This is a genomic window from Mesorhizobium sp. WSM4898 (assembly GCF_029625845.1).
GTDB lineage: Bacteria > Pseudomonadota > Alphaproteobacteria > Rhizobiales > Rhizobiaceae > Mesorhizobium.
Genome location: NZ_JARTVQ010000001.1, coordinates 1,289,100 through 1,314,055, shown reverse-complemented (window position 1 = coordinate 1,314,055; position 24,956 = coordinate 1,289,100). Strand labels below are relative to the sequence as shown.

Genomic DNA, 24,956 nt, shown 5'->3' with positions numbered 1-24,956 from the left:
TCATGTTGGGGACCATACGCAGATTTTGGCGCGATCAGCGGGGCATAGCGCTGCTGCTCGTTACCATTATGTTGCCGGCGATCATCGGCTTCTCGCTCCTGGCGATCGACATGAGCCGGGTCAACAACATGCACAACGACCTGCAGAAGGCGGGAGATGCAATGGCCCTCGCCGCGGCTGCGGAACTGGATGGCCGCACGGACTCGATCGTACGCGCCGACAGGGCGCTGGCGACCCTGGTGAGCAACCAATATACCTTCTCGACAGCCAACGTTCCGCAAACATTGCTCGCGGCTGGAGTGACGAGGACCTACCTGCGGTCCCTTCCGGCATCTGACAGTACCGCAATCGCGGCAGCCAACATCATCACCGATGAAGTGACGGATGCGCCGAACGCGCGGTTCGTCCGCGTGACCGTGACGCCTGTTGGCTTCGCGGCCATATTCCCGGCGTCGTTCTTGACCGGAAACACCGCGAACAACAGCTTCAATGTCGGCGCGGTCTCTGTCGCAGGATTTACCTCCGGTGTCTGCAACTACACGCCCGTGTTTATCTGCAACCCCTATGAAATGGTCAACGGCACCAATTCCGCTGGCGGCGTTACACTCGAGCAGGCCGTGGCCGACACCTCCATCCGCCGGCGCCTGATCGAACTTCGTACAGTCGGAAACAATGCCGCTTACGGCCCCGGCAATTTCGGCTTCCTGGCGCCGCCGGACGGTGTCGGCAATGGAGCGCAAGCGCTTGCGCAGACAATCGCAACGTCGAGGCCGATCGGCTGTTATTCGGCCCAGGGCGTGAGCACCAAAACCGGCCAGAACACCGGCCCAATTCAGGATGCGTTCAACGTACGTTTCGGCATCAATCCCAGCGGCAATGCCTTCAACAGTGCGGAATACGGCCCCGCCTCGAATGTGCGGAAGGGAGCCTCGACCGGCGGGAATGGGAATGGGAATGGCAACAGCAATCAGTGCCCCAGCTACAACCAGCTGACGTTCAACGCCACCGGCAACATGGGACTGCCGCGCGATGCCACCACTCCATACATGGGCGGCCGCATGGGCGACGGGAACTGGAATCTGTCCAGCTATTGGAGCACTAATTTCGGCGGGACCAGCTACCCTTCTTCCTGGGATACGACAAAGCCGACGCGGTATCAGGTCTACAAATACGAGAGCGCGAACAATCTGGTTGGAACCGCTTCTGCAGGAGGCGAAGTGGGAACACCGCCGAGTGCCTGCCAGCCGCCAGTGACATCAGTCGATCGTCGTCTGCTTTACGGCGCGATTCTCAATTGCAACGCCCTAGAAGCCGCCGGGAACGATCTGAACGGCAACAGCACCAATCTTCCCGTGGAAGCGTTCGCAAGCTTTTTCCTGACTGAGCCCGTTCCGGGTGCCAGTGCAGGTGGCTCCGTTTTTGTCGAACTCGTCGACATAACAGGTCGCGGCGGTGCAGGGACGCTCGACAGTTTCCTCCGCGACGAAGCCCAGCTTTATCGGTGACGAAAATGCTTGGCCTCATCCTTCGTCATCTTGCAAGATTTCGGCGCGACCAACGCGGCGCAGTGTTGATCGAAATGACCCTTGTCGCACCGTTGATGCTTACGCTTTCAGCTGGCGTGTTCGAGTTCGGCAATCTCATCCACGACAAGCTTCTGATGGAGGCCGGGCTTTCCGACGGGGCCCGTTTCGCTGCGCGATGCAACAGCCAGATTTACACGGATGCCGGGCTAGCGGGCATCAACTGCGCGGATATGGCGACTAACATCGCGGTATTCGGCAATGTAGCTGGCACTGGCACCGCACGCGTCCCCGGCTGGCAGACGGCCAATGTCACAGTGACGATTGGGACCAGTTGCCACGATGCCGTGGTTGCTGGCGTCATTCAATATCGATCGACCACTGCGCAAGTCTGCGTCGTCCAGGCAGACGGGACCTACCCCTACACCGGCGTTGGCATGCTGTCGCTCATCGGCATTGGCCCGATCACGCTGAGCGGCTCACATCAAGAGCGGTTGATGCGGTTCTGACAATGATCAGGCGTTTCGCAAAATCCGAGGAGGGTGCGGCAATGGTCGAGATGACCATCGTCGCCACCTTGCTCTTTGCGTTGACGCTCGGCTTCGTCGATTTCGGCTATGCCTTCTATCAGTGGAACGCCGCCACCAAGGCGGTTCAGGTCGGAGCGCGGCTGGCCTCAATATCGGATGCCGTCGCGACCAATCTTGCGACCGCCGCACCAACGGCCAATCCCGGCGCGCCGGTCGTCGCCGGCGCTTACGGTCCGTTCGTTTGCAGTTACACCGGTGCCACGGGGGCCTGCACCAACAATGGTGGGTTCAACGCCGCCGCATTCAGCCGGGTTTTCCGCGGCGATACGGCCAATACCAACGACGATGCCTGTCCAGCTCTGACCGGCACCCAGAGACCCGGGATGTGCCACTTCTTCTCGGGCTTGGTGCGCAGCAACGTCGTCGTCACTTACACGGCGACCGGTCTTGGCTACCAGACCCGCCTCGGTGGTCCCGTGCCAACGATCACGGTCAGCCTGCAAAACCGAACCTTCCAGTTCTTCTTCCTCGAGGGACTGATGGGATTCGGCAACATCAACATGCCTTCCATGCTGAGTACAGTAACGGGTGAAGACTTAAAGAGTACGTTCCCATGAACGCCATCGACACCAGAGTGCTGCCGACGAAACGCAAGCAGGTCGCGCTGTTTTCGTCCGATGCGAATTTCAGGCACGATGTAACCACGCGGCTCGACGCGCTGGCGATCTATGACGTCAAGGTTTCGGAGGCGGTCGAGTTCCTCAAGGGGCCGCCGGTCGATGCACGTCCCGGCATCATTATCCTCGATCTCGGCGACGGCGAGCTGCTCGGCAACAATGCCCTTGTCGAGGCGCGTTCGACCTGGGCTTCGGTGCCGCTGATAGCGGTGTCGGGCGAGCTGACGTCGGAGCAGACGCGGGTGCTGGTGCGCATGAATGCGTCGGACTGGCTGCACAAGCCGCTCGACGCCAAGGAGCTGCTCAACGCGGTCACCTTCCATGACACCGGCAACCAGGGCACCAAAAGCCGGATCGTCACCTTCATTGCCGCCAGCGGCGGCGCCGGAGCGACGACGCTGGCGATCTCGGCGGCCGAGCATCTCGCCTCGAAATCGGCCGAGCGGGCGGCCTCGACCTGCCTCGTCGACCTCGACTTCCAGAGCGCCAATTGCGGCGCCTATCTCAACCAGTTCAATCAGTTCGACCTTGCCGGCATCATCGGCCAGCCGGAGCGGCTCGATGTCGAGCTGATGGACGTCATCAAGCTGTCGCGGCCGTCCGGCCTCACGCTCTATTCCTTCGAGCGGCCGCAATTGCCGTTCGAGCCGCATGGCGCCGATTTCGTCTTCCGGCTGCTCGACCTCGTCGCCTACCGCTTCGACGACATCGTCATCGACCTGCCCAACATCGAGACGCCGTGGCACGAGTCGGTGCTGCGCACCAGCGACGAGATCTTTATCGTCTTCGAGCTCAACGTCGCCTCGCTCAGGCAGGGCAAGCGGCTCTACAAGAAGATCCGCGAATTGCGCGGCAACGGCGTCTCGATCACCTTGGTCGCGAACAAGCACAAGCGCAAATGGTTCGGCAACCACTTCTCGCGCAGCGAGCTGGAGAAGATCTTCAAGGCGCCGCACATCAAGTCGCTGGTGCTCGACAACGCGCTGCTGGCCGATGCGCTGAACCGCGCCATCCTGCCCTCGGAGGTGGACGGGCGGGCCCGCTTCAACAAGGACCTGAAGCGCATGTTCAAGGAGCGGCTGGACAATGCCCAGCGCTAGCCCGAAGCGGCGGATAGCGACAGGCCTCGCCGGCGCCTGCCTGATCGGCATTGCGCTGGCGGTGCCTTGCGATTTCGCGCAAGCCGGATCGGGGCTGCCGCCGCTTCCCGCCATGGGTCCCAGCCTGCGCAAGACGGTCGCCTTCCAGACCGGCGAGCAACCGGGAACGATCATCATCCGCAAAAACGAGAAGGCGCTCTATCTGGTCACGAACAAGAGCCAGGCGCTGCGCTACCAGATCAGCGTCGGCCGCGACGGCTTCGGCTGGACCGGCACCGTCAAGGTCGCCGCCAAGACCGAATGGCCGGAATGGCGCCCGCCCAAAGAAATGCGCGTCCGCCAGCCGGAGCTGCCGGCGATGGTGCCCGCCGGTCCCTACAACCCGCTCGGCGCCAGGGCGCTCTACCTGTCGCGCGACGGACGCGACACGCTCTATCGCATCCATGGTACCAACGATCCCAAAGGTGTCGGCTTCGACGGCACGTCCGGATGTTTTCGGCTGACGAACACGGATGTGATAGATCTCTTCAAGCGCGTCGCGGTGGGCGCAAAGGTGGTGGTGGAATGACGATGATCAGCGAGGCGGATATTCCGGCAATCGAACTCAGCGAACAGGAAAAGGCGCCGGGCAGGCCGAGCCGGGCGAGAACCATCGGCGTGGTCGCGGCCGGCGCGGTCCTCGTCACCGCCATCAACGTCACCGCCGCCTTCTATCTCTATCGCGGCGTCAACGACCTTCGGGCATTGGAGGCGCGGCTGGACCAGCTCGGCCAGTTCGAGCAGAGGATCGGCGCGCGCATCGATACCGTCAACAACGGCTTCCAGAGCCGGTTCGAGACGCTGGACCGGCAGCTGCAGGCGAGTTTCGGCCAGATGAACGGCAATCTTTCCCGGCTTGAGCAGAGCCAGCCCGTCGCCGCCGATGCCGAGCCGCCGCGGGCGCCAGAGCCCAGTTTCGCGAACACGACCGTGGCCGAGGCCTCGGCAGGTGAAAACCCCTCCGTCGGCGCGCCGGCATTCAAGGGCAAGGCCGCGCCGCCCGGACCCAATCCGTCCTATCAGCGCATCCAGCAGGCCGACGGCAAAGTCTACTACAAGAAGATCAACTGACGCGGCATCGGGCGATAGCGGAAGGCATTCCGATCAGCGGGGTCTACAGATCACGCTGCAGCGCCAGGATGCGGACGGCGCGGGCTTCGGCGCGCAGCCTCGCCTCGCGCAGGAAGGCGACATGGCAATAGGCGCAGGCCGCAAGGCCAAGGCACAGCACCATGCAGTTTTTCAAGCTGAAGTCGATCGCCAGCGAGAATTGAAAGCCGCGCGGCGCCGTGAAATTGGCGATCGTGCTCGCCGTTTCCGAACGGCTGCCGGCCGCTATCATCAGACCGGCGAACATCAGAGCGGCATGGTTGGCGAGGAAAAAGCCGGCGGATCTCTTGGCATGGCAAGCCATCCAGCAGACGCCTGACGCAACGACGATGATGGCGGCATCGATGGCCATCGAGCCGCCGAGATAGAAGTCCACCTGCTGCCAGAACATCGTCGAGAAGGGGCGCAGCTCGAGCCAGATGCGCCACATGGTCGGGCTGGCCGAATAGGTTCCGAGCAGAAACGTCGCCGTCCGTTCCGCCGCCAGCAGGAACAGGATGAGAGCCGGGAAGGCAAAGAGCAGTGTCGGCTTGCGCGTCATGTCATCCCCTCGACATCCGATGCTCGATTGTAGGCCGCATTGGTTGCGCGAGACTTAACGCAAAGCCTTGCTTTTCAAGCGATGTCATCGGCGCCTAATGTATGATCCGGTGAAACGAGAGGCGCGCTTTGGGCGAGGCGAAATCGACCGGCCGGCTTGCCACGACGCTCGGCAGCCTCGGGCTGGTCGCCGGCGCGCTGCTGGTTGCCGGGTCGAGGCACTGGTTGCCGCCGGACCTCCCCTCCCCGCCTGCCCAGGTCGCGAGCGAGGCCCGACCTGCCTCGCGCATCGCCGTCCACGACACGCGGCCAGGCCAGCCGACGCGCAGGATAGCCGAGCACCTCATCGCTCCGCCGCCGCTCGACGTGGCGAGGATCGAGCGCATCGAGCCCCGCCCTCCGCTCGGCGAGCTCGGCCTCGCCGTGCCGCCGAAGACGTCGATGCCGCAGGACTGGCATGAGACGCTGCTCTATCGCCCGATCGCCACCTCGTCGGCGATCTTCGAGGCCATGGGGCGCAGGGTGATCGTCAGCGGGACCATCGAGGTCGATCCCGCCAAAACCTGCGCGTTCGGCGACGTCATCTGGCCCTGCGGGCAGCGCGCCCGCGCCGCCTTCAATGCCTGGCTGCGCGGCCGGGCGCTCAAATGCGTCCTGCCGCCCGATGCCGACCGTTTTGCCATCGCCGCGCCGTGCATGCTCGGCAAACAGGATGTCGGCGCCTGGCTGGTTGCCAATGGCTGGGCGATGGCGTCCCCCTCGGGCATCTACGGCAAAGCCGAATCCGTCGCCAGGGCTGCCGAGATGGGCGTCTTCGGCCCGCCGCAATAGGGCATACCCGGAAAGGCGCGCAACGGCCTTGCCTGCGCCATTGCGTAAAAACGGAATGGCTAAAGCAGCTCGGCGATCCTACCAAACGCTGACCCGTTTCAGCGACGAATCAGATCGAAGCGAGAACCGGGCCGCAGCCGCCGGCGCCATCCAGGGAGAAAGACACTGATTTCCTTCAAATTGTAGGCCACGCTGAAACGGAAATCGTAACACACCGCCTTTATGCCAATGCGTCCAACAGGAGATTGGCCAGTGAGTATGAAAACCGAGACCGCGCCGGCAGAGGCCTGGAAGCATGTCGTCTGGCTGACCCTGCTGGGCACCGCCGGCTGCGTCGGCCTGTCGCTCGGCCTCAACTATCTGCTGCTGCTCAGCGACGCGTTGACGCCGTTCGGCCGCAGCGTCATCACGGCCGCCCTTCTGCCCATCATCATCGGTCTGCCGCTTTTTGCCTTGCTCGGCTGGAGAGAGGTCGAGATCCGCCGCTACCGGCAGGAGCTCACCAGATCCGGCACCTACGACCATCTGACCGGCTGCCTCAACGGGGCCGTGTTCACGTCGATGGTCGACAGGCGAGCCGCCAGACCGGCCGGGCCGCGCTCCGGCGCTTTTCTCGTCATCCATCCGGAGCATCTATCGGCGATCAATTTGCGCTTCGGCCTCGAATGGGGCGACGAAGCCTTGCGGCTCATCGCCGCCGCCATCAGGTCCTCGGTGCGCAAGGAGGATCTGATCGGCCGCATCGGAACGGCGATGTTCGGTGTTTTCCTCGCGGGCGCGACCGAGGAGGACGCAAAAGAGATCGGCAAGCGCGTCCGGGAGGCGGTCGGCCAGATCTATTTCGCGCCGAAAGGCGACAAGGACGTGCTCGCCATCCGCGTCGGCGGCGTCGTCTTCGAGCATGAATTGGCTTTCGAAGACATGTTCCGCTCGGCCGAGGAAGGATTGTCCGAGTTGCAGGACGAGACCGGCTTTCACCTGTCCCATTTCAACAACTGAGCGGCGCAACCAGCAGCCAAACCGCCGACAACCTGGCGCGAGCTGCGGTTCAAATCTCTGCGTCTCAGATGCCGCCCATGCAGAGGTATTTCATCTCAAGATAATTCTCGAGGCCGTGGCGGGACCCCTCCCGCCCGATGCCGGACTGCTTGACGCCACCGAAGGGTGCCGCTTCCGACGACATGCGCCCGGTGTTGATGCCGACCATGCCGTATTCCAGAGCCTCCGCCACACGCCAGACGCGCTTCAGGTTGGACGCATAGAAATAGGCGGCGAGGCCATAGATCGTGTCGTTGGCCTCACGCACGACCTGATCGGCATCCTCGAAACGGATGACGGGGGCCAACGGCCCGAATGTCTCCTCCTGCGCCACCGTCATCGCGCTGGAGACGTCGGTAAGGACCGTCGGCTGGAAAAACGTGCCGTCCCTGGCAATCCGGCCTCCGCCGCACCGGATCGCGCCGCCCTTTGCCACGGCATCGGCGATGTGGGATTCGATCTTGGCGAGCGCCCGCCTGTCGATCAGCGGGCCGATGGCGACGCCGGGATCGAAACCGTCACCGACCTGAAGCTCGCCGACCCGCCGGACGAATTTGTCGACGAACTCATCGTGAACGTCCGACTGGACGTAAAGTCGGTTCGCCGAAACGCAAGTCTGGCCGGCATTGCGGAACTTCGCCTGGACCGCCCCGTCCACGGCGGCATCGATGTCGGCGTCGTCGAAGACGATGAAAGGCGCATTGCCGCCCAGCTCGAGACTGACCTTCTTGATCTGGTCGGAGCACTGGCGCATGAGCAGGCGTCCGACCTCGGTCGAGCCGGTAAAACTGATCTTGCGCACTTTGGGATTGTGGCAGAGCTCGCGCCCCACCGCGGCACCCTCCGAGGCATAGATGAGATTCACGACACCATCGGGAAAGCCAGCCTCGGCGGCGAGCGCGAACATGGCGCCTGCGACAAGCGGCGTCTGTTCGGCAGGCTTAAGCACAATGGCGCAGCCCGCCGCCAGCGCCGGTGAGATCTTGCGCGCCACCATCGATGCGGGAAAGTTCCATGGTGTGATCGTGCCGACGACGCCGATCGGCTGCTTGATCACCAGCATGCGGCGGTCCGTCGACGGTGCCGAGATCGTCTCGCCATAGATGCGATTGGCCTCCTCGGCATACCATTGCAGATACGCCGCCGCATGCGAGACTTCCGATCTGGCTTCGGCGAGCGGCTTGCCCATCTCCGCGGTGAGGATCGCCGCGAGATCGTCGGTGTGGGTGACGATCAGTTGATGCCACTGCCACAGCAATTCGCTGCGCTCCCGGGCGGTCAGCCCCGCCCATTCGGCCTGTGCGGCATAGGCCTTGTCGATCGCGGCGCGCGTCTCCGCAATCCCCATGTCGGGAAGTTCCGCCAGCAATTCGCCCGTCGATGGATTGAAGACCTCGAACGTGCTCCCGCCAACCGGCGTGCCAAGCGCCGGCACACGGTCGATCGCGCCGAACAGGTCAGGCGATTTCAGGTGGCGCATGATCGGCAGGCATAGGGGCAATACCGGTCTCCTCCTTCAACGAGCTGACATTTGAGAAGGTCAAGATGTATTCCGCACGTCTGCGCCTGTCATAGGGCCTGGGAAGGACGGCGGTAGACCCACCTGTGACAACTGGCTTCCTCGAACCATCGGCAGGAATGAGAGCTCGACCAAGGGAGAGGAGGTGCCCCGAAAGCGGGCTGGTGCTGCGAGAGAGGATTGAACTCTCGACCTCTCCCTTACCAAGGGAGTGCTCTACCACTGAGCTACCGCAGCAACGGGCGTCTGAATAACCGCAGACGCCTTGAATTGCAAGGCGTTGCGGTCGCCTTTCACACCCTGCGCCGTTTTGGCCCGATGTTGCCAATGTGGTTCCAAACGGGCTCGGCACGTGCTCAAGCCTGCACCGATCAGCCGAGACCTACACCGTTTTTGGTGCCAGATTGTTACCAGTCTGGATGCGAATTAGAATAGAGGCCCGTACAGAGGTTTCTCGCACCCCCGCCTTCACTCACTACCTGCGAAGGCCTTCGCGCGCGTCCTTGCCCTGTCTTCGTGGCGAATGCATGCGGTTTCGAGGATTGGCCTACCCCCGGTTTGTAGCGCGCCGATACAGGCGCCCGGCTCGGAGGGAATAACAAATGTAAATGTGGATGGGGGTGATCGACGCCACAATGAGCCAGGCCTATCGCAAATGCCCCTGCCCTTGCCGCTGCGACCGTGGGCATCGCGATGGGCGCTCGCGGCGGAACAGCTTCATCGGAGGCGGCCGATGTTGTCGTACTGACCGACCGACTGCGGCCTGTCGTGGAAGCGTTGCGGATCGCCAGACGTACGCGCAGAATCGCCCTGCAGAGCATTATCGTCGGCCTGTCACTCTCGGGCGCGGCAATGATCTCTGCCGCCATGGGGCACATAACGCCAGTGGCGGGAGCGCTGCTTCAGGAGGCCATAGACGTCGCCGTCATCCTCAATGCACTGCGTGACCTTGGCGACGGGCGCTTCGAACACGATCGAGACTGGAGAATTGAGGGGTCATGACGCATCAGAATCTCGTGGTTTGCACCAAATGCGGCGTGGTCAACCGCCTGCCGCCCAACCGAAATGGCGCCGACGGCCAATGCGGCAAGTGTGGCGCCAGACTGTTTTCGGGATCCCCACAGGATCGACGCGGTGAACTTCGATCGTCAGATCGGACGCGGCAGCCTGCCTGTCCTCGTCGACGTCTGGGCTCCATGGTGCGGTCCCTGCAAGATGATGGCCCCGGCCTATGAAGCCGCCGCCAAGGCACTCGAACCCCAATTTCGGCTGGTCAAGCTGAATTCCGACAAAGAACAGGCCCTCGCTGCGCGGCTGGGCATTCGCGGCATCCCCACCATGATCCTGTTTCATCACCAGAAGGAAATCGGGCGCGTCTCGGGAGCGATGAGCACCAGCCAGATCGTCAGCTGGGCTCGCGGGAATATGCCGACTGGCAAAAACTGAGCCTCCCGTCGAACCGGGACCCGTTTGACCCTGATCAAGGTCGCCTCCGGCCGCTGCGGTAGGAATGACCTCGAAGGAGTTTGCCATGACCACTTTGCACGACCTCACCCCGAAATTCAAAAACATCCGCCTGCTTCTCGCTCGCGAGAAGGGTCATCCGGAAGGCGACCGCGAAGAAGGCTACGACGTGCTAGCGCCACTCACCGACGAAGGACGGCTGGACGCAGAGGAATGGAAGTCGCACCGGACGGTCTGCCGTGTCCGCCGCTTCCGGACCGGCGAAGACGATCTTGTCGGCCGCTTGCGTCGCAAGCCGAGTGGCCAATGGTATTTCGACTACGCCGAGGGCGACCGCGACGACGAGGTCGGCTTTCACTTCGGAGAGGAGCGCTTCGTTACCGGTGAGTATGTTTCCATAAACCGTAACGGAGCCATGCACACCTATCAGGTCGCTCGCGTCGAGCAACCATAGGGATTCTCTGGGAAGCTGGCCAGGCCATGCCACGCCGCATACTCATTGTCATCGGCCATCCGGACCCGTCGCCTGACCGGCTCTGCCGGGCCTTGGCTTCGGCATATGCCGAAGGCGCGGAAGGGGCCGGCCATGCCGTGCGCAAGATCGACCTGGCCTTGCTGGCGTTTCCGATGCTTCGGACAATGCAGGAGTTCGAGCACGGAACCATCCCAGACAACCTTAAGGAACCGGCGGAGGCGGTCGCGTGGGCAGAGCATGTCGTCTTTGTTTTCCCGCTTTGGCTGGGCACCATGCCGGCCATGCTCAAGGCATTCCTGGAGCAAATCATGCGGCCGGGCACGGCATTCGCCTACCCGGAAATGGGTGAGGGTTTCGCAAAATCCTTGCTGCGCGGCCGCTCCGCGCGCCTGGTCGTGACGATGGGCATGCCCACGCCGATCTATCGGATCTGGTTCCTGAGCCACGGGATTGCCGGCATGCGGCGCGGCATCCTCAACTTCGTCGGTATAAGGCCGGTGCGCGAGACCTTGTGCGGCATGGTCGCGAACGCCAGCGAAGCGAAACGGGCGAGCTGGCTCAAGCATATGCAACGGCTTGGCGAACGCGCGGCCTAGTCAGACGGCCGATCATGGCCGCAGGACAGCGGCGCCGTTCAACCTGCCCATCCGCAAATCGTCCAGAGCCTTGTTGGCCTGCTCAAGCGTATAGACCTTTGTGCGCGTGCGCACCTGAGTCACCGCGTCACGGCGAGTAAGATTGGCACTGCCACCAATTCTCTTTCTTCCCAGAGAAGTCGGTAGGGCATCGACTGCCTGGATCGACGGGTGCTTCGAACTCAGTTCTAAGTAGTTTCCCGTAGGGACAAAACCGAATTTCGGCGTGGCCGGATCTGCGCGATTGCTGTTGTCACAAATTCACGGGACCACAGCCATGTACGCTCAAGCTTCCGCCAAGATCGAACTCTCGTCATATGTTCCCCATCAGAGCCCGGCACCCGTCTTTGAGGGCGCAACAATGCAGCCGGTCAGCTTCTTCCCGGCAGGCAGCGAGATTTACGCTCAAGGCGAAAAGGCGGGGGCGCTCTACCACGTCGAATTCGGTGCGGTCCGTGTTTATCGTCTGCTCGCCGACGGCCGCAGACAGATCAGCGCATTCCATCTGGCAGGAGAGACTTTCGGCTTCGAAGCCGACGCCACGCACCACTTCTTCGCCGAAGCGATCAACGCAACCGGCGTGCGGGTTTTTCACGCCTCTGCGGGAACGGACATGTCCCGCCAGCTCCTGCCCCTGGCTCTCAAGAGCCTTACCCGCGCGCAAGAGCACCTTCTCGTGCTCGGCCGCCAGAACGCAATCGAGCGCGTTGCTGCATTCCTGGTCGAGATGTCGGAGCGGCAGGGCGGGCTTAGGCAGGTCGAATTGCCGATGTCGCGGGTCGATATCGGCGACTATCTCGGCCTCACGATCGAAACCGTCTCGCGCGTCTTCACCCGCCTGAAGGAGAAAGGCGTGATCCGGCTGCTCAGCCTGCGCAGCGTCGAAATCCTCAAGTGGGATACGCTGCTTGCGATGGGGGAATGATGCCATGCGGCCAGTCGCCCCCGGGGCATAACTCTGGACGACAATGAAAGCGAGTTGCGAACTGGGTGTCGACCACTTCCCGGCCGGTCCGGTTGAAACCGTATCGATAACGCCCGGCCATGCAGCGCCTCGCAGGCCAATAGACACCCATCTCGCGTTTGCCTGCTCCTTCTGTCGGATTGACTGGGGCGCTGATTGCATCAGAAATTGCATCCAGACGGCGCAGCCCTCAACCGGACCGGTTGAGAAAGTCGAGAGGCGGGGCAAACTCTGGGAGGACGAGGATTTGACCGTTCAGCATGCGGACAGAATTCAGGCCGCGATCGCCTCGGACGCGGCGGCAACGTCCGCGCTGGTCGCCTCCTGGCGACGATCTTCCAATTTGCATCGGCTCGATCCAGCCGACCGCAGCCCGGCTCGTTACCTGACGGAGCTGGAACTGGGACGCGCTCGCCAACGGGTCGAACCGCTCATCCGGGCTGCCCAGCCCAGTCTCGACCGGCTCTATCTTGCTGTGGGTGGCGTAGGATGCTGCGTGCTCCTGGCTGACCGCGAGGGCGTGCCGGTCGAACGGCGTGGCGCTCCGGCGGATGACGAGACTTTTCATTCCTGGGGTTTGTGGACCGGTTCTGTCTGGAACGAAGAGAGCCAAGGCACCAACGGGATCGGCACTTGTCTGGTCGAACAGCGGGTGCTGACCATCCATCGCGATCAGCATTTCCACACGCGCAACACAGGTTTGAGCTGTACCACCGCGCCGATTTACGATCACCTGGGTGATCTTGTGGCTGCGCTTGACGTGTCTTCCTGTCGAGCCGATCTGACGGAAGCCTTTGCCAATCTGATTTCGGTGGCCGTGGTCGACGCGGCGCGCCGGATCGAAGCGGAGAATTTCAAGATTGCGTTCCCCAAGGCGCGAATTCTGCTGGCGCCTGTCGGCGACAAAGGTTCCGGAGCGCTGATCGCCGTCGACGCCGACGACCTCGTTGTCGGCGCCACCCGTTCGGCTCGCATGGCGCTTGGACTTACGCAACAATGTCTCGACAAGCCGATGCCTGCGCGCGATCTGCTCGGTTGGGCGGAGAACCGTCCTGAAGTCCTCGCCGAGGCGGAGCGCAGCGTCCTGCAGCGGGCGCTGGCGCGGGCGGACGGAAATGTCTCGGCCGCTGCCCAGGCGCTTGGCATCAGCCGTGCCACGCTGCACCGCAAGCTCAACCGCCTGGATGTTCACAGGCCTCATTGATCCTTCGAAACCACTCACGACTGTCGCAATTCTGCGACACCTCGCGGCCGCCCGCTGCATTCGACGCGGTGACAAAAGCGACGAAAATCGCAAACCTATCTTCCGAAGCGTCGCATCCCGCGACGCGCTTTGGGAGGAAGACACATGAACAAGGTTGAATTCTCACGCTCGATCAAGGCGCCCTTCGACAAACATTACGGCAACTTCATCCGCGGCAAATGGACCGAGCCATGCTCCGGCCGCTACTTCGAGAACCGCTCGCCGGTGAACGGCCAGCTGCTATGCGAAGTGGCGCGTTCGGATGCCCACGACATCGAGGCAGCCCTGGACGCGGCACATGCTGCGAAGGACTCCTGGGCGCGCACCAGCGTGGCCGAGCGGTCGCTCATCCTCAACCGCATCGCCGACCGCATGGAAGAAAATCTCGATCTCCTTGCCCGCGCCGAAAGCTGGGACAACGGCAAGCCGATCCGCGAAACGACCGCCGCCGATCTGCCTCTGGCCATCGACCATTTTCGCTATTTCGCTGGCGCATTGCGTGGCCAGGAAGGCAGCCTTTCCCAGATCGACGACGATACAGTCGCCTATCATTTCCATGAGCCGCTCGGCGTTGTTGGCCAGATCATCCCGTGGAACTTCCCGCTCCTGATGGCGTGTTGGAAGCTTGCTCCCGCGCTTGCGGCCGGAAACTGCGTGGTCCTGAAGCCGGCCGAGCAGACGCCGGCTGCCATCTTGCTCTGGGCCGATCTTATCGGCGATCTTTTGCCGCCAGGCGTGCTCAACATCGTCAACGGTTTTGGCCTCGAAGCCGGCAAGCCCCTCGCCTCCTCGCCGCGCATTGCCAAGATCGCCTTTACCGGCGAAACCACGACGGGCCGGCTGATCATGCAGTATGCCAGCCAGAATCTGATCCCTGTCACGCTGGAACTCGGCGGCAAGTCGCCCAACATCTTCTTCAAGGACGTTGTCGCCGAAGACGACGACTTCTTCGACAAGGCGATCGAGGGTTTCGTCATGTTCGCGCTGAATCAGGGCGAGGTCTGCACGTGCCCGAGCCGCGCGCTCATCCATGAATCGATCTACGACACTTTCATGGAACGTGCCCTCAAGCGCGTCGAGGCGATCGTGCAGGGAGACCCGCTCGATCCGGCAACGATGATCGGCGCGCAGGCATCGAGCGAGCAACTGGAGAAGATCCTGTCTTACTTCGACATCGGCCGGCAGGAAGGAGCGGAAGTGCTGACCGGCGGCGAGCAAAACCACCTGCCTGGTGATCTGGCGGGTGGCTACTACGTCAAGCCGACGGTGTTCAAGGGCAACAACAAGATGCGCATTTTCCAGGAAGAGATCTTCGGACCGGTGGTTTCGGTCACGACCTTCAAGGACGATGACGACGCGCTCGGCATTGCAAACGACACGCTCTACGGTCTCGGCGCCGGCATCTGGACACGCGATGGCAATCGTGCCTACCGCTTCGGCCGCGCGATCCAGGCCGGCCGCGTCTGGACCAACTGCTACCACGCCTATCCGGCACACGCCGCTTTCGGTGGCTACAAGCAGTCCGGCATCGGCCGTGAGACGCACAAGATGATGCTCGACCACTACCAGCAGACCAAGAACATGCTGGTCAGTTATAGCCCGAAGAAGCTCGGCTTCTTCTGATCGCCTATCTGGTTCATAGGCGCGGCTTTAGAGAGCCGCGCCTATGAGTGAAGGGTGGGGAAAGCCCATGCAAGCGAAGGTCACTGCAACGCCGGCTGCCCTCGAGCTTGTCGCCGAAATCGTTGCCGAGCATGGTCCGGTGCTGTTCCATCAATCCGGCGGCTGCTGCGACGGCTCGTCGCCCATGTGCTACCCGCGCGACGGGTTCATCGTCAGCGAGCAGGATGTGCTGCTCGGTTATATCGCCGAGATGCCGTTCTATATCGGGGCACCGCAATTCGAGGCCTGGAAGCATACCGATCTCATTATCGATGTGGTGCCTGGCCGCGGCGGCATGTTCTCGCTCGACAACGGACGCGAGAAGCGGTTCCTGACACGCTCCACGATCTGCACTGCTCGAATGTGAAGGGGACAACATCGAACTGCGCGCTCTTTGTCTCAGCGCAACGAGCATCCCGGGAATTGGATGCAACATGCCGCCTCCGAGGTGGAGAAGCGGCATGAAACGGAAACTGGACGACGATGCGACGATGGACGGGATCATGCGCGAGACGCCTGCGGCAATCCGAGTCGTTCTTCAACATGGCATGCTGTGCGTCGGCTGCCCAATTGCTTCTTTTCACACGGTTTCCGATGCGGCACGTGAACATGAGCTTGACGAGAACCAGCTCCGCCGCGATCTGGAGGTGGCCATCGACGCCCGCCGAGTGGACTGAGCATGTCGCACAAAAGTGTGCGGCCGTCTTGCGAGAACGACCTGCATAAAAACAGAACCTAAGCGCCTCGCTCAATCCGCTTCAGCGCGACGCGCGCATTAGCTCCTTGCCGCACTACCCTCGGCGATGACGAGGAGCCGATGCGGCTCGATCACGATGACCCTCTGACGGCCGCTCTTGACCAGGCCCTGATCTTCCCAGGCCGAGAGCAGCCGGCTTACCGTGTGAAGCGTGGTGCCAGTCATTTCCGCGATATCCTGGCGTGAAAGCGGGAAATCGATCATCAGCCCTTCATCGGTCTTTTTCCCCGACTGCTTGATCAGCTTGAGCAACGCATGCGCGACGCGCTGCTCCACCTGCTCGGTTGACATTTCGATGACGCGCGTGTGGGCATCCTGCAATCTTGTTCCCACCGTTTTGTAGGTACTGGCGCTGAAACTTGGAAAGCTCGTCGCGAATGTGGGCCAGAGCTGGCTTGGCCAGGCAAGCACAACACAATCGACGGCCGCGATGGCATTTGCCGGGTAGGTCGTCCGGCCCAACGCGCTGGCGATCCCCATCAATTCGCCCGGGCTGATATATCGCACGGTGACTTCATGCCCGTCCGGGGTCGATTTCACCACGCGCACATGACCGTCGAGCAGCAGGAAGAAGGAATGAGCCTCTTGCTCCTGCTCGAAAACCGGTTGGTCCCTGGCGATCCGCATGGATCTCGCCTGTCCGACAATGCGATCCAGGTCAGCGGCGGCGATCCCCTCGAACACAGACAGTCCGGCAATCAGCGATCGATCAAGGCTTGCCAACTGCCGTTCTCCCAGCTTTCAACAATGCAACGCGCTCAGGCTCCTGACCAGACTTTTGTCATGGACGACGGCCCATCGACAAGTGGAGCCTTCCGTCGCCGGAGACGGCAATTCGCTCACTTGTTTGCGCTGCCGCAAATTCCATCCTTCAGGCCTCGATAGACAAGCCGGACAGGCTCGCCGCCTGGTTTTCAAAGAGGCACATCATGGCAATTCAGCGTACGCGGCCAAGCACATATCCGGCAATCTTCTCCTACGGGTTTCGGCCCTTCTTCCTGCTGGGCTCGCTGCAAGCCGCTACCGCGATGCTTTTTTGGTTGCCCCTCTACTACGGCCAGCTCGAAACCTTCAGCGCGTTTGCGCCTGTTGATTGGCACATTCACGAATTGCTCTTCGGCTACTTGTCTGCCGTCGTGACGGGCTTCCTGCTGACTGCAATTCCGAACTGGACGGGACGACTTCCCGTTCAGGATCTTCGTCTGCTGGTGCTCGTGCTGCTCTGGATCGCGGGCAGGATCGCCGTGTCCTTTTCGGCGGAGCTCGGGTGGCTGCCGGGCGCCGTCATAGACTGCTCCTTTCTTTTGGCGGTGGTAGCCGCGGCCGCGACCGAAATCGTTGCCGGGCGAAATTGGCGGAATCTCAAGGTGCTCCTACCGGTCGCCATCCTTTTTGCCGCAAACGTCATGTTTCATGCCGAAGCGCACTATCAGGGCATCTCCGACATCAGCCGCCGCCTGGGTCTTGGAGCCGTTGCGCTCCTCATCATGATCATCGGCGGGCGCATAATCCCCAGTTTCACCCGCAATTGGCTGGTCCGCGAGAACCCCGGTCGGGTTCCCACACCATTCGGCGGATTCGATGTCGGAACGATCGCGCTGTCCGCTGTCGGGCTGGTCGCCTGGACATTTTTTCCCAATAGCATTGCAAGCGGCTTTTTGCTGGTTGCCGGAGCGCTGGCAAATGCCGTTAGGATGGCCCGCTGGGCGGGTTACCGGACGCTGTCCGACCCTCTGCTTCTGATCCTGCACGTCGCGTTCGCCTTTGTGCCGATCGGGCTATTGCTTGCCGGACTGGCCGTTTTCGTTCCCGAGACGATACCTGAGATTGCCGGCATTCATGCGTTGGCGGTTGGAGCCGTCGCCGGCATGACGCTTGCAGTCATGACCCGCGCCACCTTTGGCCACACTGGACGCGAATTGCGGGCAAGCCGGGGGACATGCGCGATTTTCATGGCCATCGTTCTTGCTGCCATCCTGCGCATCATCGCAGGTGTTGTGCCTTCCTACGCAGTATTCCTTCATATCTCAGCAGCGCTCTGGGTGGCCGCTTTCGTCGGCTACACCGTCCAGTTTGGAGGCATGCTCGTGCGACCTCGCCTCAACGCGCGCTGGAAGAGTGCTTCTTGAATGGCGTGCGGCGATTTTTCGTCGAGCAATTTGAGCCAGCGCAAATCACCAGGACACCTGACGAACTAGAAGGATGCAGCGGTTGAAGCCGTGGTGAACGAAAGAAAGGACTCTCCAATGAAACTGCCCCTTATCGCTGCGGCGATCGCGTTGCTCTCCATCGCTGGCACCGCAAATGCCGAAGAACATGTCGTCCAGATGCTGAATAAGGGTGAGAAGGGCTCAATGGTCTTCCAGCCTGCTTTTGTCCGCGCCGCACCCGGCGACACGATCAAATTCGTTCCGACCGACAAATCCCACAATGCCGAAAGCATTAAGGACATGATTCCGGACGGCGCCCAGCCCTTTAAAGGCAAGCCGAATGACGAAGTAACCGTGACCCTCACCCAGGAAGGCGTCTACGGCGTGAAATGTGCCCCCCACTACGGTATGGGCATGGTAGCGCTGGTTGTCGTCGGCAAGCCGGTGAACCTTTCGGCGGCGGAGGCCATCAAGCAGGTTGGCAAAGCCAAGACAGTTTTTGCTGAACTGTTCGCTGAAGCGAGCAAAGTCGCTTCCAACTGACTTGATTCTTCAGAGATTGCCTTCGGCAATGGCGGGCCGGAGGCATAGGCCGGGCAGATCCCGAGGAGAGATCTGTCCGGCCTTTTTTGTGCCGGCCGCGCTTTACGCCGGTCTGCCGAAACAATCCCGCTGTCCGTGAGAGTCTCGCATTAGGAAGTTTCTCAAAGCAGTTTCCACAAAACCATCAGATTTGCGCCAGCGCAAAGAAGTCCTCGTCCCAACTGCTATCTTGCTGGCATCGAAAGGTCGAAACGAAAGGGAGACTGAGATGCTTACGAGACGCGAAGCTTTGTTGGGTTCTGTTCTTGCTGCGACCGCCGTCGCAGCTGCCGGAGCAGTGCCGGCCATGGCAGCGGCCAAGGCACAGGATGTGGCCGGACTGCCTCGCGAAAAGGTGACGCTGGTCGCGCCGCCCTTGGTGCACGCTCATGATCAGGCTGCCAAGGGCGGCCCAAAGGTCGTCGAGTTCACCATGACCATCGAAGAGAAGCCGATGGTCATCGACGCCGACGGCACGCAGCTCAACGCCATGACCTATAACGGCTCCATTCCGGGGCCTCTCATGGTCGTGCACGAGGGCGATTACCTCGAGCTCACGCTGGTCAACCCCGATACCAACAGTCTCGCCCACAACATCGACTTCCATGCGGCAACCGGCGCGCTCGGCGGCGGCGAACTGACGCTGATCAACCCGGGCGAGCAGGTCACTTTACGTTTCAAGGCGACGCGGACGGGAACCTTCGTCTATCACTGCGCGCCCGGCGGAGCGATGATACCCTGGCACGTTGTGTCGGGAATGAGCGGAGCGGTAATGGTCCTGCCGCGCGGCGGACTGATGGACGATAAGGGTAAGCCGGTCCGCTATGATCGCATCTACTATATCGGTGAAAACGATTTCTACATCCCACGCGACGAGCAGGGAAAGTTCAAGAAGTACGATTCGGCCGGTGATGGTTACGACGAGACGATGAAGGTCATGCGCGGCCTCATACCGACACATGTCGTGTTCAACGGCAAGGCGGGATCGCTGACAGGCGAAAACGCCATGAAGGCGAAGGTCGGCGAAACTGTTCTCATCGTCCACTCGCAAGCCAACCGCGACACACGTCCGCACCTGATCGGCGGTCATGGCGACTTTGTCTGGGAAGGCGGCAAGTTCGCCAACCCGCCTGCCAGGGACATGGAAACCTGGTTTATCCGCGGCGGGTCGGCGGGTGCCGCGCTCTACACCTTCCTGCAGCCGGGCGTCTACGCCTACGTCAATCACAACCTGATCGAGGCAGTCGAGCTCGGCGCGACCGCGCATTTCATGGTTGAAGGAAGCTGGGACGACGATCTGATGAAACAGGTCGAGGCTCCCAGGGCAATTGCCTCCTAAGAGCAGAGCGGAATCGCAGCGCAGCCCGCTTCTGGCGGATTGCGCTGCTCCCCGGGGGGTGCAGCATGTCCTTCGATCCTCTCTTCACATTCGGTGTTATCGGGGCTGCCGCCTTCATCGGCCTGGGCGTCAGCCAAGCGCTCGATGGTATGTCCTCGCGCGCGGCGATTGCGACTTCACCACGCGAGCTCGTGGCTCTGGCACCCGGTTCATTCAAACATCCGCAGCCAGGCGAATTCCTCAAGGACAACCATCCTGCCCCTGCGCCCGCCTTGACCGAAACTATCGAGGCGCCGGTGGAAATCATGAAGTTCCAGGTGAGCGCAACCGACTACGACCGTTGCGTTTCGGACGGCGCCTGCAGGCCTGCTGAGTCAAATCTTGCCGGCAACGTTCCAGCAACTGGGATCAGCTTTCTCGATGCGCAGGCCTATGCGAACTGGTTGTCGGCAAAGACGGGCGAAGCGTGGCGGCTGCCGACTGACGTGGAATGGGCCTACGCGGCGGCGGAGCGATTTCGGGCAGATATAGAAGGCGGTGAAGGCGACCCGGCCAATCCGGCAAGGCGATGGCTCACCCGCTATCGCAATGAGGCCGCGCTCGATCGCAAACCGGATCCCGAACCGCGGCAAAGCGGATCCTTTGGCCTCAATTCAAAGGGCGTTGCCGATATTGCCGGCAATGTCTGGGAGTGGACATCGACCTGCTACACACACGCGCGTGTGTCCGGCGAGGTCGTAGCCAGTGTGGTCACCAATTGCGGTGTGCATGTTGTGGAAGGTTTCCACCGCACCTACATGTCGAACTTCATCCGCGATGGCAAAAGCGGCGGCTGCGCGGTCGGCACACCACCAGACAATCTGGGCTTCCGGCTTGTCCGCGACCGCGATGGCTTCCTAAGGGCCGTGGTTCGTCGCCTTGGCCTGACCTGACTGCCTGCTGACGAGGAATATGAATGACATCGAAGTCAATTTTGACTGACAGGATTCGCCCTGTCACCGAACAGCCTCTGATGCGCCCCGGTGTGGATCGTGCTTCGATAGGAGCACTGGTGCGCAAATTCTATGCCAGAGTGAGAGAGGACGAGCAGCTCGGACCCATCTTCACCCGGGAGATCACTGGCGACTGGGGACCTCACCTCGAGAAGATGACCAATTTCTGGTGCTCCGTCATGTTGAAGAGCGGCGACTATCATGGACGTCCGGTGCCGGCTCACCTGAAACTGGAGGATGTCACCGAAGCCGACTTCGACACCTGGTTGGCTCTCTTCCGGGCGACGGCATCGGACCAGTTCGAGCCCGAAACCGCGGCGGTGTTCATCGAGCGGGCGGAGCGAATAGCAGCGAGCCTGAAGCTCGCCATGTTCTTTCGCCTGGATCGGGCGGCAGCGTGCAGGTAGGCCAATAGTCGGTTGATTGTCCTGGAACCCTTGGCAGGCTGATCCCGACTTGATTTTACGCAAAGACTAGGCCCGTCGGGGGTCATAGATTCGTCGAATGATCCTCAATCTCTGCGTCGGCACGAGCGTCATCAGTCTGACGGTCCTGATTCACACCTTCGGCCTGATCGCGATCACTCACGTGATGGCGCACCTCGTGGCGCATTTTCGCATGCACGGCCGCCGCAGCCGCATCCTCGCAATGATCAGCGTCGTGATGGGGCTTTTCGCTGTCATGACAGCGGAAGTTTGGCTCTGGGCCGGAATGTACAGACTACTCGGCGTCCTCCCGGACTTCGAGACTGCGCTCTACTTCTCCACCATCACCTTTTCCACGGTCGGCTATGGCGACGTCATACCCGCCCGCGGTTGGCGTGTCCTGGCTGCTCTGGAAGGCGTGAACGGGTTTCTGCTGATCGGCTGGTCAACAGCCTATCTGATTGCGGCCGGAACCCGTATCGGTCCGTTCAAGGCGGGCGAGCACTTTTGAGTGCTAGGCCCAGCTTTGCGCTCAGACCGCCAACGAGTGCCTGCCGGTTCCGTTTCTGAAATACTTGTCGAATTTCGCCGCCACCGTCCTGACCAGCGGACGGCTTTCTTCGGGCACGATGAAGTATTCACCATCGAGCCGAAGAAGCTGGCCTGCTCCGCTGATGGCCAATCGGCTCGCCTCGCAGAGCAGCCTTTGGCCGATATTCCCGAAGCGTTCGACAAGTTCTATCGCTGAGAAAGTGAAGTTGCACATCAGGCGCTCGATGAGCCAGGCCCTCGCCTGATCATCCACACTAAGCTCAATGCCGCGCACCGTCGCCAGTTGTCCGGCATCGACAGCCTTTTCGTATTCACCAGTTGCAACAATGTTCTGGGCATAACCCTGGCGGAACCGGCTGATCGCGGAGGGCCCAAGACCGATCAGGGTTTCACATAGGTCCTCGGTGTAGCCCTGGAAATTGCGGCGGATCCTGCCGCCGCGCGCGGCAACTGCCAGCGCATCCTGCGGCTTTGCGAAATGATCCAGTCCCAGCGCCTCGTAGCCGGCATCGACAATCATTCGCGCGGCAAGCTGCGACTGCGCCAGACGTGCGGCTGAATCGGGCAGCCAGGCCTCATCGATCATCGTCTGGTGCTTCTTGAACCATGGCACATGCGCGTAGCCGAATAGGGCAAGCCGGTCCGGCGCCAGCGTCAGCGCCTGGGTGACTGTCGCGGCGACGCTCTCGCAGGTCTGATGCGGCAAACCGTAGAGCAGGTCCAAGTTGACGGATCTCACGCCCCGCGCGCGCACAGCATCAACAATGCTTTTGGTTAGCGCGAAACTCTGCTCGCGATTGATCGCCTTCTGCACTTTGGGATCAAAGTCCTGGACGCCAAGGCTCGCCCGCGTCATGCCGATCGCGGCGAAAGCATCGAGCCGCCCCTCGTCCATGTCGTTCGGGTCGATCTCGACGCTGAGACTGGCGTCATCGAGAAAGTCGAACCGATCCCGCAACGCTGTTCCGAGCATCAGGATGTCGTCCGGTTTCAGCATCGTCGGGGAGCCACCGCCGAAATGAACGGCACGCACCCTGCCCCGGCCACTGACAAGGCCACCGACGGTTTCGATTTCCCTGTGCAGCGAGCGCAGGAAGGTGGCCACCGGCGCATAGTGCCGTGTCTGCTTGGTATGGCAGGCGCAGAACCAGCACAGCCTGTCGCAGTAGGGGATGTGCAGATACAGCGATATCTCGTCATCGCCTTCCAGCCCATCCAGCCAGCCCCGAACGACGACTGGGTCGACGCCAGGGTGAAAGTGTGGCGCCGTTGGATAGCTCGTATACCGCGGCACGTTCTCGGCCGAGCTGTTGGCCAAGGCCATGCGGATATCGTTCGCCGTTTTCTGTTGCATGCCGCAACCTAGCCGCGCTCGTCTGTTGAAGCCTTGATTCCAATCAATGCGGACCAAAGGACAAAAGGACGCAACAATCCCACAATGCAAAGGTGATACCCTGCCAACCTTGTTGGGCTCGGCCCCACTTTGTTTTGGCTTCAGATGCGATGAACGTTCGACAGGACATCCATAGTGCCGGTATCCCTGTGCTTTGCCAGTCCTGTGAAGCGCGGCACCGTGGTTTATGTGGTGCGCTCGAACCCGATCAGCTGGTTGAGCTATCCAAGACAGCGTCAAGGCACGGCGTGTCACCGGGTGCTGAGCTGATGGGCGATGCCGAAGTCGTAGAACGCTATTCGAACGTCCTCTCCGGGGTTGTCAAACTGACAAAGAGCCTTTCGGACGGGCGCCAGCAGATCGTCGGCCTGCAGTTCGCTCCGGATTTCCTGGGGCGACCGTTCAAGTCCGAAAGTGCAATCAATGCCGAAGCGGCTACGGAAGTATCACTATGCTCGTTTCCAAGGACGGTGATCGAACGGATGATGAGGGTTTCTCCGGGATTCGAACACCGCCTGCTCAAGCAGGCTCTGAACGACCTCGATGAAGCGCGAGACTGGATGGTAGCGCTGGGCGCAAGACAGCGTGCGAAAGGGTCGCCAGCTTCCTTCTTATGATTGCCAGTAATATAGAGCCGGCGTCCGATCCGGCAGCCAGGTCGGCCAGCTTCGACTTGCCGCTGACGCGTGCCGACATCGCTGATTTTCTCGGACTCACCATCGAGACGGTCAGCCGCCAGCTGACGCGACTGCGCACCGACGATGTGATCCGGATCGAGAGCAACCGCCATGTCACGGTGGACAGCCTCAGCCGCCTGCAACAACGTTGCGGTGACTGATCGCGCCAGCGCGGTTGGCGGAGCGCTACAAGAGTCGCTTAGTCCGATCCTCGGAAGAATGTGCTCGCGCTCGAACGCTATATGGCGCCGCATGCTTTCGAAGAAGCCGCGCAGCATGAAGCCGACCGCTTTCGCATTCTCGATCCTCGGTCAACTCCTCCGCGTAGCATTCGTCCTCGAGGTGCTCCGCCCGACCGTCTGATGGAGGCAAGATTGGACTCAGCCAGGGTGAGAGCCGCCTCATAGGCCGGAAGACGACCGTTTCCTCATAGCGGTGAATGGCGCGTAGCAGCGGAACGATGCTGTTGGCCACGCCAAGGCATTGCAGGCGATCGACATGCGGCAGGGCGTCGGCCAATTGCTCGAGCGTATCGCAGAGCCGCAGCTTTTCCCGATGTGCCCGTCTCATCATGGCGCCCGGCACTGCTTCATCGCCGAACCCAGCGGCTTGGGACAGATGGCCGCAGTCTTGCCAAGGCGCCGTGCCGGCGTGCCTTTCCTTCCCAACGACCGCCTGCTGACCGAACTGGCATCGAGGCTGCCCAAACCGAAACGACAGGCTTTGACCTAGATCAAGG

The 24,956-nt window shown here is 61.6% G+C and carries 27 protein-coding genes, 1 tRNA gene and 3 pseudogenes; 25 read left to right on the top strand and 6 right to left on the bottom strand.

What is annotated here, in order from left to right:
* The first annotated feature begins 2 nt into the window (after positions 1–2).
* The 6 genes from P9228_RS06580 to P9228_RS06555 are packed head-to-tail and all read left to right on the top strand — an operon-like array spanning position 3 to position 4,940.
* A complete protein-coding gene (locus P9228_RS06580; RefSeq protein ID WP_278052774.1) occupies positions 3–1,505 on the top strand; it encodes a pilus assembly protein TadG-related protein in 1,503 nt (500 codons plus the stop codon).
* A gap of 5 nt (positions 1,506–1,510) precedes the next feature.
* Positions 1,511–2,032, top strand: a complete 522-nt coding sequence (locus tag P9228_RS06575; RefSeq protein WP_278052773.1) for a TadE/TadG family type IV pilus assembly protein — start codon at positions 1,511–1,513, stop codon at positions 2,030–2,032.
* 41 nt (positions 2,033–2,073) lie between these two features.
* The gene (locus tag P9228_RS06570) at positions 2,074–2,670 is read left to right on the top strand and encodes a TadE/TadG family type IV pilus assembly protein (RefSeq protein WP_278052772.1); all 597 of its coding nucleotides are present in this window, start codon (positions 2,074–2,076) and stop codon (positions 2,668–2,670) included.
* Complete coding sequence (locus tag P9228_RS06565) at positions 2,667–3,830, top strand: AAA family ATPase (RefSeq protein WP_278052771.1); 1,164 nt, start codon at positions 2,667–2,669, stop codon at positions 3,828–3,830. Before P9228_RS06570 ends, P9228_RS06565 begins: the two co-directional genes overlap by 4 nt.
* On the top strand, positions 3,817–4,398 hold the full coding sequence (locus P9228_RS06560) for a L,D-transpeptidase (protein ID WP_278052770.1): 582 nt from the start codon (positions 3,817–3,819) through the stop codon (positions 4,396–4,398). The genes P9228_RS06565 and P9228_RS06560 overlap by 14 nt, the downstream gene beginning before the upstream one ends.
* Entirely contained in the window at positions 4,395–4,940 is a 546-nt protein-coding gene (locus P9228_RS06555; protein WP_278052769.1) for a hypothetical protein, read from the top strand. Before P9228_RS06560 ends, P9228_RS06555 begins: the two co-directional genes overlap by 4 nt.
* A 43-nt stretch (positions 4,941–4,983) precedes the next feature.
* On the opposite strand, the gene P9228_RS06550 is transcribed toward P9228_RS06555, so the two are convergent.
* On the bottom strand, positions 4,984–5,520 hold the full coding sequence (locus tag P9228_RS06550; RefSeq protein WP_278052768.1) for a hypothetical protein: 537 nt from the start codon (positions 5,518–5,520) through the stop codon (positions 4,984–4,986).
* A gap of 128 nt (positions 5,521–5,648) precedes the next feature.
* Here P9228_RS06550 and P9228_RS06545 point away from each other — a divergent pair, with 128 nt between their 5' ends.
* Together P9228_RS06545 and P9228_RS06540 are read left to right on the top strand one after the other, a co-directional pair.
* On the top strand, positions 5,649–6,350 hold the full coding sequence (locus P9228_RS06545) for a thermonuclease family protein (protein WP_278052767.1): 702 nt from the start codon (positions 5,649–5,651) through the stop codon (positions 6,348–6,350).
* Positions 6,351–6,608: 258 nt separating this feature from the next.
* Positions 6,609–7,349: a GGDEF domain-containing protein gene (locus P9228_RS06540; RefSeq protein ID WP_278052895.1), complete on the top strand. Its 741-nt coding sequence runs from the start codon at positions 6,609–6,611 to the stop codon at positions 7,347–7,349.
* 64 nt (positions 7,350–7,413) lie between these two features.
* On the opposite strand, the gene P9228_RS06535 is transcribed toward P9228_RS06540, so the two are convergent.
* Positions 7,414–8,889: an NAD-dependent succinate-semialdehyde dehydrogenase gene (locus P9228_RS06535; protein ID WP_278052766.1), complete on the bottom strand. Its 1,476-nt coding sequence runs from the start codon at positions 8,887–8,889 to the stop codon at positions 7,414–7,416.
* A 180-nt stretch (positions 8,890–9,069) separates the two neighbouring features.
* Positions 9,070–9,144: transfer RNA gene (locus P9228_RS06530), tRNA-Thr, on the bottom strand.
* A gap of 417 nt (positions 9,145–9,561) precedes the next feature.
* On the opposite strand from P9228_RS06530, the pseudogene P9228_RS06525 reads away from it, so the two are divergent.
* The 9 genes and pseudogenes from P9228_RS06525 to P9228_RS06485 form a co-directional block, all read left to right on the top strand.
* Positions 9,562–9,909: pseudogene (locus tag P9228_RS06525) on the top strand (heavy metal translocating P-type ATPase); the annotation flags it as partial.
* Positions 9,906–10,353 (top strand): annotated as a pseudogene (trxC, locus tag P9228_RS06520) (thioredoxin TrxC). The pseudogenes P9228_RS06525 and trxC, both read left to right, overlap by 4 nt.
* An 85-nt stretch (positions 10,354–10,438) precedes the next feature.
* Complete coding sequence (locus tag P9228_RS06515) at positions 10,439–10,825, top strand: hypothetical protein (RefSeq protein ID WP_127246585.1); 387 nt, start codon at positions 10,439–10,441, stop codon at positions 10,823–10,825.
* Positions 10,826–10,851: 26 nt separating this feature from the next.
* The gene (locus P9228_RS06510) at positions 10,852–11,442 is read left to right on the top strand and encodes an NAD(P)H-dependent oxidoreductase (protein WP_278052765.1); all 591 of its coding nucleotides are present in this window, start codon (positions 10,852–10,854) and stop codon (positions 11,440–11,442) included.
* A 316-nt stretch (positions 11,443–11,758) separates the two neighbouring features.
* Positions 11,759–12,406, top strand: coding sequence for a helix-turn-helix domain-containing protein (locus tag P9228_RS06505; protein ID WP_127246638.1), 648 nt, complete (start codon positions 11,759–11,761; stop codon positions 12,404–12,406).
* Between the two features lie 286 nt (positions 12,407–12,692).
* Positions 12,693–13,649: a helix-turn-helix domain-containing protein gene (locus P9228_RS06500; RefSeq protein ID WP_278052764.1), complete on the top strand. Its 957-nt coding sequence runs from the start codon at positions 12,693–12,695 to the stop codon at positions 13,647–13,649.
* A gap of 144 nt (positions 13,650–13,793) precedes the next feature.
* Positions 13,794–15,311: an aldehyde dehydrogenase gene (gene adh / locus P9228_RS06495; RefSeq protein WP_278052763.1), complete on the top strand. Its 1,518-nt coding sequence runs from the start codon at positions 13,794–13,796 to the stop codon at positions 15,309–15,311.
* A 67-nt stretch (positions 15,312–15,378) separates the two neighbouring features.
* The gene (locus P9228_RS06490) at positions 15,379–15,717 is read left to right on the top strand and encodes a DUF779 domain-containing protein (protein ID WP_127239757.1); all 339 of its coding nucleotides are present in this window, start codon (positions 15,379–15,381) and stop codon (positions 15,715–15,717) included.
* 94 nt (positions 15,718–15,811) lie between these two features.
* A complete protein-coding gene (locus tag P9228_RS06485) occupies positions 15,812–16,027 on the top strand; it encodes a DUF1858 domain-containing protein (RefSeq protein WP_278052762.1) in 216 nt (71 codons plus the stop codon).
* A gap of 98 nt (positions 16,028–16,125) precedes the next feature.
* Here P9228_RS06485 and P9228_RS06480 read toward each other — a convergent pair whose 3' ends face one another.
* On the bottom strand, positions 16,126–16,830 hold the full coding sequence (locus P9228_RS06480; RefSeq protein WP_278052761.1) for a Crp/Fnr family transcriptional regulator: 705 nt from the start codon (positions 16,828–16,830) through the stop codon (positions 16,126–16,128).
* Positions 16,831–17,036: 206 nt separating this feature from the next.
* On the opposite strand from P9228_RS06480, the gene P9228_RS06475 reads away from it, so the two are divergent.
* The 6 genes from P9228_RS06475 to P9228_RS06450 all read left to right on the top strand — a co-directional run bounded on the left by P9228_RS06475 (position 17,037) and on the right by P9228_RS06450 (position 22,106).
* Positions 17,037–18,236, top strand: coding sequence for an NnrS family protein (locus tag P9228_RS06475; protein WP_278052760.1), 1,200 nt, complete (start codon positions 17,037–17,039; stop codon positions 18,234–18,236).
* Positions 18,237–18,353: 117 nt separating this feature from the next.
* Positions 18,354–18,800 (top strand): pseudoazurin, encoded by a 447-nt coding sequence (locus P9228_RS06470; protein WP_127239753.1) that lies wholly within the window; start codon positions 18,354–18,356, stop codon positions 18,798–18,800.
* 268 nt (positions 18,801–19,068) lie between these two features.
* On the top strand, positions 19,069–20,178 hold the full coding sequence (nirK, locus tag P9228_RS06465; RefSeq protein WP_278052759.1) for a copper-containing nitrite reductase: 1,110 nt from the start codon (positions 19,069–19,071) through the stop codon (positions 20,176–20,178).
* A gap of 65 nt (positions 20,179–20,243) precedes the next feature.
* Positions 20,244–21,110, top strand: a complete 867-nt coding sequence (locus tag P9228_RS06460) for an SUMF1/EgtB/PvdO family nonheme iron enzyme (protein WP_278052758.1) — start codon at positions 20,244–20,246, stop codon at positions 21,108–21,110.
* A gap of 119 nt (positions 21,111–21,229) precedes the next feature.
* On the top strand, positions 21,230–21,577 hold the full coding sequence (locus tag P9228_RS06455; RefSeq protein ID WP_347404257.1) for a group III truncated hemoglobin: 348 nt from the start codon (positions 21,230–21,232) through the stop codon (positions 21,575–21,577).
* Between the two features lie 97 nt (positions 21,578–21,674).
* On the top strand, positions 21,675–22,106 hold the full coding sequence (locus tag P9228_RS06450) for a potassium channel family protein (RefSeq protein ID WP_127246594.1): 432 nt from the start codon (positions 21,675–21,677) through the stop codon (positions 22,104–22,106).
* Between the two features lie 21 nt (positions 22,107–22,127).
* Here the strand turns inward: P9228_RS06450 and hemN are convergent, their stop codons facing one another.
* Positions 22,128–23,471, bottom strand: a complete 1,344-nt coding sequence (gene hemN, locus P9228_RS06445; RefSeq protein ID WP_278052894.1) for an oxygen-independent coproporphyrinogen III oxidase — start codon at positions 23,469–23,471, stop codon at positions 22,128–22,130.
* A gap of 179 nt (positions 23,472–23,650) precedes the next feature.
* Between hemN and P9228_RS06440 the strand changes: the two are divergent.
* Positions 23,651–24,378, top strand: a pseudogene (locus tag P9228_RS06440) (Crp/Fnr family transcriptional regulator).
* Between the two features lie 25 nt (positions 24,379–24,403).
* On the opposite strand, the gene P9228_RS30965 reads toward P9228_RS06440, so the two are convergent.
* The gene (locus tag P9228_RS30965; protein ID WP_347404263.1) at positions 24,404–24,787 is read right to left on the bottom strand and encodes a hemerythrin domain-containing protein; all 384 of its coding nucleotides are present in this window, start codon (positions 24,785–24,787) and stop codon (positions 24,404–24,406) included.
* On the opposite strand from P9228_RS30965, the gene P9228_RS06435 reads away from it, so the two are divergent.
* Positions 24,716–24,949 (top strand): hypothetical protein, encoded by a 234-nt coding sequence (locus P9228_RS06435; RefSeq protein ID WP_278052757.1) that lies wholly within the window; start codon positions 24,716–24,718, stop codon positions 24,947–24,949. The two genes, P9228_RS30965 and P9228_RS06435, sit on opposite strands and share 72 nt — an antisense overlap.
* Positions 24,950–24,956 lie beyond the last annotated feature (7 nt).